14 protein-coding genes and 3 tRNA genes are annotated in these 16,483 nt (G+C 35.1%); 14 read left to right on the top strand and 3 right to left on the bottom strand.

Features of this window, described 5'->3' with window-relative positions; all coding sequences use genetic code 11:
• Window positions 1-56 precede the first annotated feature (56 nt).
• Genes NOV28_RS00655 through recO form a run of 4 tightly spaced genes read left to right on the top strand, consistent with a single transcriptional unit; the run spans window position 57 to window position 4,745 of the window.
• A complete protein-coding gene (locus NOV28_RS00655) occupies window positions 57-827 on the top strand; it encodes a 5'-nucleotidase C-terminal domain-containing protein (protein ID WP_255926518.1) in 771 nt (256 codons plus the stop codon).
• Window positions 820-1,770, top strand: a complete 951-nt coding sequence (locus tag NOV28_RS00660; protein ID WP_255926520.1) for a bifunctional metallophosphatase/5'-nucleotidase — start codon at window positions 820-822, stop codon at window positions 1,768-1,770. The genes NOV28_RS00655 and NOV28_RS00660 overlap by 8 nt, the downstream gene beginning before the upstream one ends.
• A 57-nt stretch (window positions 1,771-1,827) precedes the next feature.
• The gene (gene porZ / locus NOV28_RS00665; RefSeq protein WP_255926522.1) at window positions 1,828-4,056 is read left to right on the top strand and encodes a type IX secretion system anionic LPS delivery protein PorZ; all 2,229 of its coding nucleotides are present in this window, start codon (window positions 1,828-1,830) and stop codon (window positions 4,054-4,056) included.
• Window positions 4,056-4,745 (top strand): DNA repair protein RecO, encoded by a 690-nt coding sequence (gene recO / locus NOV28_RS00670; protein WP_255926523.1) that lies wholly within the window; start codon window positions 4,056-4,058, stop codon window positions 4,743-4,745. Before porZ ends, recO begins: the two co-directional genes overlap by 1 nt.
• 69 nt (window positions 4,746-4,814) lie before the next feature.
• Here the strand turns inward: recO and NOV28_RS00675 are convergent, their stop codons facing one another.
• Window positions 4,815-5,537 (bottom strand): hypothetical protein, encoded by a 723-nt coding sequence (locus NOV28_RS00675; protein WP_255926525.1) that lies wholly within the window; start codon window positions 5,535-5,537, stop codon window positions 4,815-4,817.
• 59 nt (window positions 5,538-5,596) lie between these two features.
• Between NOV28_RS00675 and NOV28_RS00680 the strand changes: the two genes are divergently transcribed.
• Complete coding sequence (locus NOV28_RS00680) at window positions 5,597-6,031, top strand: RNA-binding S4 domain-containing protein (protein WP_255926527.1); 435 nt, start codon at window positions 5,597-5,599, stop codon at window positions 6,029-6,031.
• Here NOV28_RS00680 and NOV28_RS00685 read toward each other — a convergent pair.
• Window positions 6,028-6,537, bottom strand: a complete 510-nt coding sequence (locus tag NOV28_RS00685; protein WP_255926529.1) for a shikimate kinase — start codon at window positions 6,535-6,537, stop codon at window positions 6,028-6,030. The two genes, NOV28_RS00680 and NOV28_RS00685, sit on opposite strands and share 4 nt — an antisense overlap.
• A gap of 128 nt (window positions 6,538-6,665) precedes the next feature.
• Between NOV28_RS00685 and NOV28_RS00690 the strand changes: the two genes are divergently transcribed.
• The 3 genes from NOV28_RS00690 to NOV28_RS00700 all read left to right on the top strand — a co-directional run bounded on the left by NOV28_RS00690 (window position 6,666) and on the right by NOV28_RS00700 (window position 7,022).
• Window positions 6,666-6,738, top strand: a tRNA-Lys gene (locus NOV28_RS00690).
• Between the two features lie 36 nt (window positions 6,739-6,774).
• A tRNA-Leu gene (locus NOV28_RS00695) sits at window positions 6,775-6,857 on the top strand.
• 92 nt (window positions 6,858-6,949) lie between these two features.
• Window positions 6,950-7,022: transfer RNA gene (locus NOV28_RS00700), tRNA-Lys, on the top strand.
• A 106-nt stretch (window positions 7,023-7,128) separates the two neighbouring features.
• On the opposite strand, the gene panC is transcribed toward NOV28_RS00700, so the two are convergent.
• The gene (gene panC, locus NOV28_RS00705) at window positions 7,129-7,977 is read right to left on the bottom strand and encodes a pantoate--beta-alanine ligase (RefSeq protein ID WP_255926531.1); all 849 of its coding nucleotides are present in this window, start codon (window positions 7,975-7,977) and stop codon (window positions 7,129-7,131) included.
• Window positions 7,978-8,175: 198 nt separating this feature from the next.
• Here panC and NOV28_RS00710 point away from each other — a divergent pair, with 198 nt between their 5' ends.
• From NOV28_RS00710 to porM, 6 genes are all read left to right on the top strand, one after another.
• On the top strand, window positions 8,176-8,946 hold the full coding sequence (locus NOV28_RS00710; protein WP_255928662.1) for a glycogen/starch synthase: 771 nt from the start codon (window positions 8,176-8,178) through the stop codon (window positions 8,944-8,946).
• A 15-nt stretch (window positions 8,947-8,961) separates the two neighbouring features.
• Window positions 8,962-10,548 carry a DUF4270 family protein gene (locus NOV28_RS00715; protein WP_255926533.1) on the top strand — a complete coding sequence of 529 codons (1,587 nt, stop codon included), beginning with the start codon at window positions 8,962-8,964 and terminating at the stop codon, window positions 10,546-10,548.
• Between the two features lie 27 nt (window positions 10,549-10,575).
• Window positions 10,576-12,429 carry a glutamine--fructose-6-phosphate transaminase (isomerizing) gene (glmS, locus tag NOV28_RS00720; protein WP_255926534.1) on the top strand — a complete coding sequence of 618 codons (1,854 nt, stop codon included), beginning with the start codon at window positions 10,576-10,578 and terminating at the stop codon, window positions 12,427-12,429.
• 99 nt (window positions 12,430-12,528) lie between these two features.
• A complete protein-coding gene (gene porK / locus NOV28_RS00725; protein WP_255926535.1) occupies window positions 12,529-13,956 on the top strand; it encodes a T9SS ring complex lipoprotein PorK/GldK in 1,428 nt (475 codons plus the stop codon).
• Window positions 13,957-13,982: 26 nt separating this feature from the next.
• Entirely contained in the window at window positions 13,983-14,669 is a 687-nt protein-coding gene (gene porL, locus NOV28_RS00730; RefSeq protein ID WP_255926537.1) for a type IX secretion system motor protein PorL/GldL, read from the top strand.
• 39 nt (window positions 14,670-14,708) lie between these two features.
• On the top strand, window positions 14,709-16,268 hold the full coding sequence (porM, locus tag NOV28_RS00735) for a type IX secretion system motor protein PorM/GldM (RefSeq protein ID WP_255926539.1): 1,560 nt from the start codon (window positions 14,709-14,711) through the stop codon (window positions 16,266-16,268).
• Window positions 16,269-16,483 lie beyond the last annotated feature (215 nt).

Consider the following 16,483-nt stretch of genomic DNA (forward strand, 5'->3'; position numbering starts at 1 on the left):
AAAAAATCATTAGTTAATATTCATATCTTTATATTTGCAACACAAGATTTATCTCAATGAATACCAAATTTTTCGTTCTTGGTTTGGCAATTTTGTCGCTTTCTTCGTGTAGAACGCCACTGAATGTTGCTCAAATAAAACCAGAAAAAAACATTTCTGTTTCCAAAGATTTACAGGAAGACCAAAATTTCAAAAACTTTATCGAACCCTACAAACAGGAAGTTGAAGGGAAAATGAATACCAAAATTTCCCACACCGCTGTTGATCTTAATAAACAAGGCGACAACAGTAATTTGGGTAATTTGTTGGCAGATTTCACTTTCGAAGGAGCCGATGATTGGGCGAAAAAGAATGGAATTGCAACCGGAGTTGACGCTGCAGTAATCAACATCGGAGGAATTCGAACTACGATCGGAGCTGGAGATATTTTGATGAAACATATTTACGAAGTAATGCCGTTTGAAAACGAAGTGATGATCGTAAAAATGAAAGGCTCGGATTTGAAAGGACTTTTCGAATATTACCTGAAAACCCAGAAAAATAATCCAGTTTCGCATTTGGTTATAGAAACGGATAATGGAGCGATAACTAATGAGTTAATTAATGGTCAGAAAGTGGATTCACACAAGGATTATTACATTGCAACCTCCGATTACTTGGCTTTAGGTGGTGATAATATGGCGTTTTTCGGGAAGGGTGAAATTATTTCTACCGGAATTAAATTGAGAGATTTATTTATTGAAAAATTCAAAGCAAATCCGGAAATCGTAGCTCCGAAAGATGTAAGATTAAATTTTAAAAATAAAAAAAATAAAACTGATGAATAGAAAGCAGTTTTTAAAAACAATAGGTGGTGGAACTTTAGCAATGACTTTAGCTCCGAATCTTTTGCTCGCGGAAAATTTGAATTTTTTAGAGGCAAATTCCGAAAATAAACTCACGATCCTTCACACCAATGATCAACATAGCCGTATTGAACCTTTCGATGCAAGTTATACCAGAAATCCCAATCAGGGAGGGTTTGCGAGAAGAGCTGCTTTGATCCAAAAAATAAGATCGGAAGAGAAAAATCTTCTTTTGCTCGATTCTGGCGATATTTTTCAAGGAACGCCTTATTTCAATTTCTTTGGTGGCGAATTGGAATTTAAACTGATGTCGATGATGGGTTATGACGCTTCCACAATGGGAAATCACGATTTTGATAATGGTTTGGAAGGTTTCAAAAAAGTGTTGCCGAATGCGAAATTCCCTTTCATTTGTTCAAATTATGATTTCAAAAATACCATTCTCGACGGGCAGACGATTCCGTATAAAATTTTTAATAAAAATGGAATTAAAGTCGGAATTTTTGCTGTAGGAATTGAACTTGCAGGTTTGGTTGGAAAGAAAAGTTATGATGAAACTGTTTGGCAAAATCCTATAGAAATTGCACAACATTATTCCGAATTTTTGAGAAATGATAAAAAATGCGATTTAGTGATTTGTCTTTCGCACATCGGCTACGATTACAAAGATGATCCAAAGAAAATTTCAGATAAAATTCTTGCTGCACAAACCGATGGAATTGACCTGATTTTAGGAGGCCATACCCACACTTTCTTGCCGGAACCGCAATCTTTCACCAACCGAAAAGGTAAAAATGTATTGGTAAATCAAGTTGGCTGGGCTGGTTTGCTTTTAGGAAAAATCGATTTTTATTTCGATAAAAACAAAAAAGTGCAAAATATTTCGTGGAATAATCAAGTTATAGATGATGGTATTTTAGTTTAATTAAAATCAAAAAAAGCTGTTTGCAACCTGATAACACACAAAGTTTACAATAAACACATGAAAAAAATATTACCGTTTTTACTCATTTTATTTTCGCTGAGCCTTAATTCACAAGTGATTTCGTCCAGCAAATGGAGCGATTTGTTTTCTTATAATAATGTTTTGGCGATTCGGGAAGACAACGGAAAACTCATCGCTGCTACTGAAAACGGAATTTTCTATTACACACCAGGAACAGGAGAGCTGAGCAAACTTTCCAAAGCAAATGGCTTACACGAAGTAAAAATTTCGGCATTTGATTATAATCCGGAAACGAAAACTGGTTTGGTAGGTTATGCAAATGGCTCGATGGATGTGATTACGCCGGAAGGAATTACTTATGTAGTTGATATTCCGATCGCTTCGGGCTATACCGGCAACAAAAAAATCAATCATATTTCGATTTCAGGAAATTTGGCGGTGATTTCTGTGGGGTACGGAGTTTCGATTTTTAAATTAGATAAAAAAGAATTCGGCGATTCATCTTTTTTCATGGTTAATGGCGTTTACGAAACAGCAAAAGAAGCGGTAATTAAAGATAATTTCGTGTATGCTGTGACAGCAACCGGACTGAAATCCCATGAAATGAATGTCACTTTTCCTATTTTTTCTACATGGAATAATGTGGCAACAGGTAATTTTACCCAAATTTCAGGAGGAACCATCATCGCTTATGCCGATGCAAATACGGTGAAATTTGGTGATGGAAATTCTTTTGCAAATTTGCCAAGAAGGTTTTCCGATATTCGAGATGTTCTTGTTACGGCTCAAAACATCATTGTTGCAGATGCTACTTCGGTATCAGTTTTTAATATTTCAGGAGCCTTTGTGAAATCTTACGACGCAGGAGAATCCTTGAATAGTGGATTTTATACCGATTCGAAAATATACGCAGCAACGAAAGTTTCCGGGATGAAAAACGAATCTGGTGATTCGCTAAAACCTGATGGACCTTACAATAATACCTCATATAAAATTGATGTAAAAGGAAGCCAGATTGTGATTGCCTCTGGTAGCAAAAATGAAAATTTAGATCCGATTACCAACCATAATTTAGGATATTATCATTTTGATGGCACGAAATGGAATTACCCACAATTGTTCATAAATTTCCCTGGAAATTTGAATGTTTTAGACGCTGTAATAAATCCTTCCATACCTGAAGAAATCTTTTTTTATAACTATGCATTTGACGTAGGAGTAAAAGGTATTTATAAAATGGATAATAACCAATTTGTAAAGAAATATGCAACGGAAGATCCGTTTTTGAATCGTGTTGGTGGATTGGCATTTGATGAAAATAGTCAACTTTTTGCGTCGGTAGCGTATATGCCAAATCCGAAACTAGGATTTTATTATTACAATCGTTCAGCCGATAATTTTCAGTTGGTGAGTGTAATTGATGCAAAAGATTCCCAAAAACCTGTTGCAAAATCTGGTATTCTGTATATTCCTTCAAATAGAACAGGAGGAGGCCTACTTGTTTATGATTACAAAAATACACCTTCATCAACCGGTGATGATCGCTTTATCATGCTTCGGAAAAATAATAATCTTCCTACTGAAGTAGTGGTTTCTTCTAATTTAGATAAAAATGATGACTTGTGGATTGGTACAGCAAATGGATTACGGATCATCAGTAATCCTTCATCAATTATTACCGAAGAAAATCCGCAAGCAAATCCCATTATTATTGAAGAAAATGGCCTCGGCGAGGAACTTTTTCGGGATAGCAATGTTCTTCAAATTGAAGTAGATGCCGGAAACCAAAAATGGGTTTCTATTGATGGAGGAGGTGTTTTTTATTTAAATTCTACCGGCGAACAAACCTTAAAACATTTTACCAAAGAAAATTCGCCACTTCCAAGTAATAGTGTAACCGACATCAAGGTGGATAATGCTTCTGGGAAAGTATATTTTGTGACTTTAGATGGAGTGATGCTGTACCAAGGTGATGTACTGAATGTTAATGAAAATTTTGGTGATGTTTTGATCTATCCGAATCCTGTTGTTTATTCAAAATATAAAGGAAATGTCAATATCAGAGGTTTGGCTGAGAAAACTAATATTAGGATTACAGATGCGGCCGGAAACTTAGTTCATCAAGCTGTGTCAAGAGGTGGATATTACGAGTGGAATCTCAATAACCAACGTGGTGTGCGTGTGGCTTCCGGAATTTACTTTGTGTTGATGACGAATGCCCACGGTACTGATACGGCTACTGCAAAAATCGCTGTAGTAAATTAATGCTCAATCAAACCTGCTTTTTGCTCTCCTATGTGAAATATGGAGATAATGACGCGATACTACACTGTTTTTCGGCGGAAAGTGGCTATCAAAGTCTATTTGCGAAAGGGATTTATTCATCTAAAAATAAAAAGAAGCCTTATCTTTTTCCGCTGAATTTACTCAATATTACGCTCTCGAAAGTTAGCAACCATCAGTCGATTTCCAATGTTTCCAAGATTGAACTTGCTGCGGATTTCTATGATTTTAATGAGGTTAAAATCAATACAATTCTTTTTTTTGCAGCCGATTTTTTACACCAAATTTTGAGAAATGAACACCAAAATCAAGCGGCATTTGATGAAATTAAAATCTTCAGAAATGAGTTGTCTGTTGCCAATCCTGATTCTTATATTTCCCTAATTTTTAATTTCCTTAAAATTATAGGAATTGCGCCACTTTTGGGCGAAGAAAAATATTTAAATCCGGAATCTGGAACGTTTAATCAAGAAATTGGTAATCCTATTTTCACTGATGGAATTTCACTGCTTTGGAAACGATTTTTAACCGCCCAAAAACCTTATGAAATTCGCTTGAAAAGAACTGAGAGAACAGCTTTCCTCGATTCTTTGATGATCTATTATCATCTTCATTTTACCGGATTCTATGTCCCTAATTCTTTAGCAATACTTCGGCAGATTTACGAGTAATTTAGCTTTAAATTCATAAAAAAGTTCCTTGAAAAAAAGGAACTTTTTATTTTTATAAAAACATAAATTTTATCTTTCAGCGTTGAAATGCGTCGTCTTATAAATCTGAAAATTGAATACAAAGCTTCTGTCTTTAAATGAAATTCCTGAATAATTATAATGAGAATCTCTTGCAAACGCAGCTCTGGAAGGAACAATAATAACTCCTTGCAAGTTGTAATTGCTTTCATCTGGAATATCGTAAGCTTTAAATTTCTTCAAAGCTTCTTGAAATCCTTCTATTTCGTAATAACTTCTTTGTTTTGTCGCATCAGTTGTTGCATTGTCCAAAACGGATTTTTTCACATAGAAATATGCTGGATCGACTTCTGGTACGCCCGCTCCGGAGATTGTATTTTTAAAGGTTTGCGCTGAAGAAAAAGAAACTACATTGTCGGTTTTTGTGGCAACATAATTCGTCGCGCGAACCATCAAGCGGATAAGATCGTAATTTCCTATTGCTTCTCCTGGTTCCGGTTGTGCACCTGCACGCATAATATAAATAACCCCGGAAGGCAATGTTACAGGATTAAGATCAGCTAATTTTGTATTAACAGCGTCTGTTGCAGTTAACTCTTTTATATTACCTTTTGCATCTAAATAATGAGTTTCCAAAAAGTTTTTTGCAGCTTGGTCATCATAGTTGTTTTGGGTCTCAACACTTACTTCTTCCACAGTATCTTCAGTATCATCCTTTCTACAAGAAACAACGGCAATAGAAGCTAAAGCCAGAAATAAGATGGTTTTTTTCATTTTTAATATTATCATTAAATTGCTAAAATTTTTTAATCCAGCAAAAGTATAAATAAAATATGAGAATTGATAAATTTTTATGGTGTGTTCGTTTTTATAAAACCAGAAGCATCGCTGCAGACGAAATAAAAAAGAACAGGGTAGGGATTGGAGGACAAACCGTGAAATCCTCAAAAGAGGTGAAACCCGGCGATGTCATTAAAATAAGAAAAAACCAAATTGATTATCAGATAAAAGTTGTGCAAATCCCCAAAAGTAGACTAGGAGCGAAGCTGGTTCCGTTGCACATCGAAGATAAAACCGATAAACAACAATACGATATTCTCAAATTGCGGAAATCTGAACAAGATTATTACAGAAATAAAGGTGAGGGAAGACCTACCAAGAAAGACCGCAGAGAAATTGATGAATATGTTTACGGAGACGATAATGTTTCTTTGGAAGATGGCGATTGGGACTTTTTTTTCAGTGAATTGGAGGATAATGATGATTAAAATAATGCCGCAATTTCATCCGCAATTTCTTCTGGAGATTTTCCATCGGTGATAACTTTGTATTTTGCTTGAGAATAAAAAACATTTCTTTCAAACAAATGTTTTGCGATAAATTCAGGCAAATCTTCATCAGCAATATTCGCTACCAAAGGTCTTTTCTCTTTTTGTTTAAGAATTCTTTCGGAAAGCATTTTTACTGAGCTTTGCAGAAAAACACTCTCGGAATGTTTGTTGATGATTTCCATATTGTTGAAATAAGCCGGAGTACCTCCGCCCACACTTAAAATAATGTCTTTGGTGGAACCTAAGATTTTATTTAAAATTTGATTTTCCTGTTTTCGAAAGTAAATTTCACCCCGTTTTTCGAAAATTTCGGGAATTGTCATTTTATTTTTCACAGAAATTTGACGATCGAGGTCAATTAATTTAAAATTAATTTTTTGGCTCAAAACTTTGGAAATGTGAGATTTACCGCTTCCCATGTATCCTATCAGAGAAATAATCATGTTTGAATTTTGTACAAATTACCAAAAAAATTTTGAGATTTTAAAAAAAGGCCTATCTTTGCACCACTCAAAAACAGAAAATAATTATTAAATCTAATTTTTTAATTATTGGTTTTAAAAGAGTGGCCGACTCGGTAGCTCAGCTGGTAGAGCAATACACTTTTAATGTATGGGTCCTGGGTTCGAATCCCAGCCGGGTCACTAGTGAAAATTTCCGTAACCCTACGGATTTTTTTTGCCTGCGTGGTGAAATTGGTAGACACGCCATCTTGAGGGGGTGGTTTCCTAAGGATGTGCTGGTTCGAGTCCAGTCGCAGGCACTGCAAAAAATTAAATAGAAATACGAAGAATTAATAATTCTGGTAATTTCGAAAAAATCTTTTAATTATTAATTTCAATTTTTAATTAGAAAGACTCGGTAGCTCAGCTGGTAGAGCAATACACTTTTAATGTATGGGTCCTGGGTTCGAATCCCAGCCGGGTCACAATTTTTACCTTTCGGGGTAATTTTTTTTTCATATTAATATTTTGTGATTTGGTGCTCAAAAGTCTTCTCATTAGGAAGACTTTTGACGTTTTTAGGAACATCTCCTAATCCAAATGCATATTATCGATAAGGCGCACATCTCCCACGAATACTACAATAAAAGCTCGATAGCTTTTGTCTTTATAGAAAAAATCGGTCTGTTTCAGGGTCGCTTCATCGGCAATTTCGAAATATTCCAATTTCATTCCTTGTTGATTATCAAAAATATCCTTTACTCGCTGGTTGATTTCAGGAATGGTAATCACTCGGAACCAATCGTTTACTTTGATTAGGGTTTCATAAATGATTTTAGCGGCTTCTTTTTGTTCTGGGCTCAATCGCTGGTTTCGGGAACTCATTGCGAGACCGTTTTTTTCTCGATAAATAGGAACTCCGTGTATTTTGATTGGGAGCTTTAGTTTTTCAGTGAGTTTTTTAATGATTGCCAATTGCTGATAATCTTTGTCTCCAAAATAAGCATTGTCGGGTTTTACCTGTCGGAAAAGTTCTTCTACTACAGTCCCAACTCCGTCGAAATGTCCTGGTCGGGATTTGCCTTCCATTTCATTTTCCAATCCATCGAAATCGTATTTTTTGCTTTCTAAAGCTTCTGGATAGATGTCGGAGATTTCCGGGATATAGACAGCATCTACATCACCAGATTCTTCTAGAATTTTGATGTCTTTTTCAATATTTCGCGGATATTTTTCTAAATCTTGAGGATTATTGAACTGAGTAGGATTTACAAAAATGGAGGAAATAACCAAATCGTTTTCTTCTCTTGCTTGGGCATAGAGTGAAAGATGGCCCTGGTGAAGAGCTCCCATGGTAGGAGCGAATCCGATTTTTTTTCCCATTTCTTTCTGTCTTTCAATAAAATCGAGTAAAGTTTTCTTGTTTTTAAAAATTTCCATAGTTCTATAATTATCCGTGTAAAAATAGAAATTTCCGATAAAAAAAGCCTACTTGAAACTGATTTATTTTACAGAAAAACCAAGGGTTCTGAAATATAATTATTAAAATATGTTAATTAAAAAATATTCGCTCAAAATTTTGTAATTTTGCAGAACAGAACAAAATCTGCTTTATTAATAAGAAGAACGAAAGAAAATATGCCGAACCAAAAAATATTATATGTCACCACGGAGATGTTTCCGTATCAGGAAGATACCAACATGGGAGCAGTGGTGAGTAAAATGGCTCTGAAAATGCACCAAGAAGGTAATGATGTGAGGGTTTTCATGCCAAGATTTGGGCAGATCAGCGAACGTAAGTTTCAGCTTCATGAGGTGATTCGTCTTTCTGGGATGAATATTATTATCAACGATTTGGATCAGCCACTAATCATCAAAGTAGCTTCTCTTCCGGGAGAAAGACTTCAAGTGTACTTTATTGATAATGAAGAGTATTTCAAAAGAAAACAGTTCTATGCCGATGATGAAGGAAATGCTTTTGAGGATAATGATGAACGGGCTATTTTTTTTGCACGGGGCGTGATTGAAACTATCAAAAAACTCAATTGGGTGCCGGATGTGATACATCTTAACGGATGGATGTCTTCTTTTATCCCTATTTATCTTAAAACTTTTTATAAAACCGATTCCTATTTCAAGGATTCTAAAATAGTACTTTCCGTTTATAATGAGGAGGATACTCCGCTTTCGCCTACGGTAGAAGAAAAAATGAATTTCGACAATATTACCTCGCTTCAAGCGTTTACAAAACCAAGCTTTCAGCAATTCGTTATTGAGAGCATGGATATGGTAGATGTTGTTGTAAAAGGAGATGAATTTCTTCAGGACAAACTCGATCAAGCTTTTAACACAACCAAAACTCAAAAATCAGAGTATTTGGATGCACAATCAATCGAAACTTTATACTAAATCAATTTAATTTTAATGATAAAAAATATTAAAAAGACATTCAATATTACCGCATCACTGGTTATTGGAAGTTTAATTTTATGGAGCTGCGAATCTGATGCAGATCAATTGGGATCTCAGTTTTTTCAGAATGGCGCAGAAGGTACCGAAACACCTTATGATGTAATCGCTTATAATGTATTTAATGGAGATTCTGTACGAACAGATAATTCCAGATTACAAACCGCTACTTTAGGAGCTTTCAACGAACCGCAATTTGGTCTTCAAAAATCAGCCTATGTTTCCCAAGTAAGATTGCCTTCTTATGAACCGAATTTCGGAACCAATGCAGTTTTAGATTCTGCGGTTTTGGTGATTAAACCAACATATCCAACGGATTCCGTTACTACAACTACGGTTGAAGATTACATTTATCCAGATGGAAATGTAGCTGCGAAAAAAGTTGTAACGACTTATCCCATTACCAAATATGGTAAAACAAAATTGAATGGCGGGAAAACTGTTTTCAATATTAAAGTAAATGAAGTAACAGAGTTTCTTGGTTCTAATAGTGATAAAATATTTTCAAATAAAGTTGTCACTACAGGTGCCTTGTTAGGAACCAAAGTTTTCAATGGTAATATCAGCTCCATTAAAGTTACAAAGGATAGTGATAACAGTGAACTTTATCTAAGAGAAGCAAATATTAGAATTCCGTTGGATTCTGCTTTCTTCCAAAACAAGATTATTAGTAAGTCTTCCTCGCCAGAATTGGCAGATGCAGCTTCTTTTATTCGTTATTTTAAAGGTTTAAAAATTTCTGTAGATGAGAATGACGGGTATATCTTTAGTTTCGATCCCAACACAGTTGAAATAAACTTGTATTATAAAAATGATGGTATAAAAGATGCTGATGGGATTGTGACTCGTGAAGAAGCAAGTTATACTCTTGATTTAGGATCTTCCAATACCCATTTTAATGAAGTGAAATTCGATAGAGCAGGAACTGCATCAGAAACTGCTTTAGCGACAATTGATCAGGTGAATGGTGATGACAAAATTTTTGCACAAGGAATAGGAGGTCCAGGAATTGGATTGAGAATTCCTGCGGCTACCGTTGCAGCTATAAAAGAGTTGTATAAAAACGAAAAAATAGGAATTATCTCAGCTAAAATAAGATTGTACACCGATAAAACCAATTGGGATAACAATTATACCAAGCCAAACTATTTTGTAGTGAGACAAAGAGATTTAACACCAGCGGCAGGCGAACCAGAATATCTTGATGATTTCTTGGAGGATATGAGTGCATTGGCATATAATGCTAATTATAGCTTAGTAAAAACCTATGATTTAGATAAAAATCCAGCTTATTATGACATTGGAATAACCCAAACTTTCAAAAATATTATTGAAAAAGAAGCCGATAATCATGATTTGATTCTCAATGTAGGAAGTTATACGACGGATACTTCAGGTAATTTATTAGGATTGACTTACCCTAATTTAGGAGCACAAAACTTCAATACAAGAGCTTATACACCTAACCGGGCAGTATTTGTAGGCAGTGATCCTGCTAATGATAAAAGGGTAAAACTCCTTATATCTTATGGTAAAAAATAAATTTAAGAATTAAAAAAATTATAGAATATGTGTGGAATCGTAGGATATACAGGTTTTCAAGATGCATACGAAGTGGTAATCAATGGTCTTCGTAGATTAGAATACCGCGGTTATGATAGTGCAGGAATTGTTTTAGATAAAGAAAACTCTAGTTTTGAAGTTGCAAAAACTAAAGGAAAAGTAGATGATTTAGTCGCAATTTCAGAAAATCTTGTTGGGAAATCTCATGTAGGAATGGGACATACAAGATGGGCAACCCATGGTGTGCCGAGTGATCGGAATTCTCATCCACATCTTTCCAACAACGGTAAAATTGCTTTAGTACATAATGGAATCATTGAAAATTATGATACCATAAAAATTATGCTTACTGAGAAAGGTTTTACCTTCAAATCTGAAACAGATACCGAGATTCTCGTTAATCTAATCCAGTATTTTATGGATATCGATTCTTCACTCGATTTCCCAACTGCGGTGAGATTTGCATTAAATGAAGTATACGGAGCTTATGCAATAACTGTGATGCATGATGATTTTCCTGGAGTGTTGGTTGTAGCGAGATTAGGTTCTCCATTAGCAATTGGTTTAGGAAATAATGAATACTTTATCGCATCAGATGCATCACCTTTTGTAGAATTTACAAAAGAAGCAGTTTATCTTGAGGAAGGTCACATGGCTACAATCTCTCTTGAAAAAGGAGTAGATATCAGAACCATTAAAGACAATGAAAAAATAGTTCCTCACGTTCAAGAATTAAAATTAAGCCTTGAGCAAATCGAAAAAGGAGGTTATGAGCATTTTATGCTAAAAGAAATTTTCGAACAACCAAAATCGATTCATGATACATTAAGAGGACGATTACTTGTAGATGAAGGCATCATCAAAATGGCTGGAATTTGGGATCATCTTGATAGAATCAGTCAAGCTCAAAAAATCACGATCATTGCTTGCGGAACTTCATGGCATGCGGGATTGATTGGAGAATATTTAATTGAAGAATTTGCAAGAATCCCGGTTGAAGTAGAATACGCTTCGGAATTCCGCTATAGAAATCCAATTATTAACGAAAACGATGTGGTAATCGCAATCTCCCAATCTGGTGAAACCGCCGATACAATGGCTGCAATTAAAATGGCCAAAGAAAAAGGAGCGTTTATCTATGGAATTTGTAACGTAGTAGATTCTTCTATTGCGAGAGTTACTGATGCTGGTTCTTATACCCACGCAGGTCCAGAAATCGGTGTAGCTTCTACAAAAGCATTTACAGCTCAATTAACGATACTTTCTCTTATCGCAATTAAATTAGGAAAACATAAAGGACATCTTAGTAACCAAGAATTCATGAGATTGATTACTGAGTTGGATGCATTACCTAAAAAAGTAGAAGAAGTATTGGCGACTACTAATGATATCACCAAAGAAATTGCGAAGAATTTTGTAGATGCACAAAACTTCCTTTATTTAGGTAGAGGTTATAATTTCCCTGCAGCATTAGAAGGAGCGCTTAAATTGAAAGAGATTTCTTACATCCATGCAGAAGGATATCCGGCTGCCGAGATGAAACATGGTCCAATCGCTTTGATAGACGAGAATATGCCAATTGTAATCATCGCTCCAAAACAAGGGCATTATGATAAAATAGTGAGCAATGTTCAAGAAATAAAAGCCAGAAAAGGTAAAGTAATAGCATTAGTAAATAAAGGTGATACGCAGGTTTCAGCAATGGCAGATCATATTATTGAGTTTCCAGAAACGTCTGAATGTTTCTCACCAATTATTGCTTCGGTTCCTTTACAATTATTAGCTTATTATATTGCTGTTTTCCGAGGTGCAAATGTGGATCAACCGAGAAATTTGGCAAAATCTGTTACGGTAGAGTAAAATAATTATTTGGAAGTTACAAAATAATAAAAACAAATATCCGTTAACAAAAGTAATTTCCTTTTAAATTATATATACCGTTTAATTTCTTTAAATAAAATGAAAAGAATATTTCTTATAGTATTAATGGTGTCAGCTGTAATCTCTTGTTCTAAAGGAGGAAGCGCATCTGCAGGAAGACCAGGATCTAAAACCAAAGGGGAGCTTATTTCTACAAGTAAAAGGAGTTCGTTTTTGGTAGAAAGACCATACGGAATGGTTGCAATACCTGCCGGTTCTTATGTAATGGGATTAGCAGATCAGGATTTTACCAATGCCCCTGAGAAAGCTAATCTAAAGACGGTTACTGTATCTTCTTTTTTCATGGATGAAACCGAGATTACCAATGCAGAATATAGGCTTTTTATTAATTACGTGAGAGATTCCATTGCACGAACCTTATTAGCTGAAGCTGCTGGTGAATCTACAGAAGAAGGAACATCAATTGGTAATTTTGCTTATGCTTCAAATACAGAAGAAGATACCAAAGATGCTTATCAAGAATTTATAGAATCTCAAGGTGGAAGAAATGGATATGATGACTATGGTGCATTTAAAAAATTAGATTGGTCTGTCCCTTTGCAATGGAAAACTTCTGAATACCCTGATGCTCAATATGCAGAAGTATTAGAATCAATGTATTTGCCAAAAGCAGAGAGAATTAATAACGAAAGAATTCTTGATTCCAGAAAATTATTGTACGCTTATAATTGGGAAGATATTGAATCTGCAGTGAAAGATAAATCACGCAGTACAAAATACCTAAAAAAAGAAAGTATCGCTATTTATCCAGATACTACTGTTTGGATTAAAGATTTCAATTATGCATATAATGAGCCACTTTATGATGGATATTTTTGGCATAGTGCTTATAAAAATTATCCAGTTGTTGGTGTCACATGGGATCAAGCAAGAGCTTTTTGTAATTACAGATCCAGAAGAAAATCAGATTACAACGAATCTCTGAAAAAGAAAAAACAAAAACCAATGGCATTCCGTCTTCCAACAGAAGTTGAATGGGAATATGCTGCAAGAGGAGGTTTGGCTAATTCCACTTATCCCTGGGGAGGCCCTTATTTACAAGATGACAGAGGTTGCTATCTTGCCAATTTCAAACCAAAACGTGGTAATTATATTGAGGATGAAAAGAAAGGGACTTACATGTATACTGCACCAGTAAAACAATTCAAGAAAAATGGCTTTGGATTATATGATATGGCTGGCAATGTTTCTGAATGGACTGAGTCTCCTTACAACAATTCAACATATCAGTTTGTATCTACATTAAACCCCAATTTATCTAATCAAGCTTATAGAGAACTAAGAAAATCTGTGAGAGGTGGTTCATGGAAAGATGTGGGGTATTTATTAATGACCGGAACAAGAGATTACGAAAGAAAAGATTCTGCTAGAAGCTACATTGGGTTTAGAACGGTGCAAGATATTCCAGAGGGATCAACTGCCAAATATAAAAAGAAAACAAACTAATAATTAACTAATAAAATTCAATTAGTATGTTTAAAACTAAAGAAAGAATTTATAATTTCGTTTATTCTATAGGAGCAGCAATCGTAATTATTGGTGCCCTTTTCAAAATGACTCATTGGAGTTTAGGTCTACTTTCTGGTAATGTGATGTTGGCGGTCGGTCTTATTACAGAAGCTATCATTTTTACAATATTTGCATTCGATCCTCCGAAGTCTGAGGAATCTTATGCTTGGGAAAATGTATATCCAGAATTATTAGATTCACATGCTGCACCAAATCCAAAACATTCTACTTTAGGTGTGCAATCTGCTGAAGTAAAAGAATTGCAAGTTTCTTTATCTGATAAATTAGATCAAATGCTTGCTGATGCTAAATTAGACGCAGGTTTATTCGAAAGATTAAGAGCTGGTATTGACAATTTTTCAACTTCTGTTGATCAAATCAATAAAACAGTTGATGTTACGGGTGCTACTCAAAAATACAATGACCAATTGACTTTAGCATCAAGCCACTTAGAAAGTATGAATGCGCTTTACGCACTTCAATTAGAGCACGGAAAAATTCAATCCGAATACAGTAAAAAATATGTGGAGGATATGCAAAAATCTGTTGCTCACTCAGAAAAATTCAACGAAGAATTATCAGGATTGACTTCTAATCTCAACAATCTAAATAGAGTATACGGCGGAATGCTTAGCGCAATGAAATCATAGTTTTCTCACCATTATAATTATTAACAAAATTTATTAAAAATGGCACAAGGAAAACAGACTCCTCGTCAGAAGATGATTAACTTGATGTATCTTGTTTTCATTGCAATGCTTGCAATGCAAATCGACCAGGAAATCATCCGCTCATATAAAGATACCACTGGATCTCTAGAAGAAACCAGAGTTCTCACCGAAAACAATAATTCAATCTTTAAGAAAACCTTAGAAGCCAAAGCTAAAAACACTCCTGAGACTTTTCTGGCGGCTTTAGATAGCTACAAAGGTTTAGAAGCGAAGGCTGATGATTTGGTGACAACTATTGAAGCATTAAAAACAACTTTAAGCAAAGAAGCAGAGTATAACAGAAACGCTGAAATTCAAGAAAGCTTTGCAGCTCTTAATAATACTGAACCTTCTACTAACATTTTTTTTGCAGGTGGTGATGAAAATAAACCGTCTAAATCGGCTCAAGATTTAAAAACAAAAATTGAAACTTTCAAAACCTATGTTACCCAAACTTATGGATCTAATCCATTGATGAAAGAAGTTGTTGCAAGAGCTAACAAACAAATGATCACCGAATTTGCAAAACCTCAAAACGGTAAAAACTGGTTGCAATACAAGTTCTATAATCAGCCTCTTATTGCGGCGTTATCTAACTTAGAAGTAATTCAATCTTCTGCAAGAGGAATTCAAGGGGATGCTTTGTCAGTAATGCTTCAGGAAAAAGTAGATGCTGATATCAAATTTGATGCTTATCAAGCAATCGTTTCTGCACCTTCTACTGTAATTCAAGGTGAAGCTGCTCCGGCTTCTGTTGCAATTGGAAATTATTCAAGCAACGTTCCGGGATTGTCAATGCCTGGTTTATCAGTACAAAACGGTCAAGGAACAACATCTCTTAACACAAGTGCGTTGGGTGAGCATAAATTTGCAGGTACCATTTCATTTACGGATGTCAACGGTAAAGTGATTTCTTTGCCTTACGATCATACTTATAAAGTTATCGCAGGTGCACAAGAACTTAAAGCTCAAAAAGGAGCAATCGTAACTGCTGATAAAATGAATGTACTATACCGAGGATTAGCTAACCCCGTTTCGGGATCTATCTTAGGAGCTGATATGTCGGCGATTTCTCTTTCTGCTGCCGGTGCTTCTGTAAGCGGAAGCGGTGGAAAATGGACTGTAACTCCTGGTGCAGGAAGCACAGTGACATTAACGATTTCTGGAAGAGATCCTAAAGGAGGTATTATTTCTCAGGCTTTCCCTTTCAGAATCAAAAATGTTCCACCGCCAATTGGTCTGGTTCAAGGCAAAAACATCGTTTCAATGCCTGCAAGTTCTATTCCTAATCAAAGAGTTACTGCGGATATGCCCGATTTCGATTTTCCTGTAAGTTTCACCGTAAACAGTTTCATGTTTAAGGTTCCTGGTAAAGCAGCAATGCTTGTAAACGGAAATTCTATGGCTTCTGTAGCGAATCTTACAAAAGGACTTAGAAACGGCGATATTGCATATATATTTAATATTAAAGCAACCGCAACAGGATTGGGCAATCAACAATTGCAAAATATAGGGAACATCATAATAAACGTACAGTAATTACGTTGTAAAACATATATATATCATATAATTTTCCAGAAAAATGAGAAAGATATTATTTCTATTTTTAGCGTTAAGTTTTCTAGGGTTAAATGCTCAAAAGAAGAAAAATACAGTTAAAAAGATAAAAGCAAATACAACGAAAACAGCTCAGGAAAAAACTGAGACTCAAGAGGATGCGGATATGGGGAATATCGATTCGTTGGTGAATGCTT

This window comes from Kaistella montana (genome assembly GCF_024436175.1).
In the GTDB taxonomy this organism is placed as follows: Bacteria; Bacteroidota; Bacteroidia; order Flavobacteriales; family Weeksellaceae; genus Kaistella; species Kaistella montana.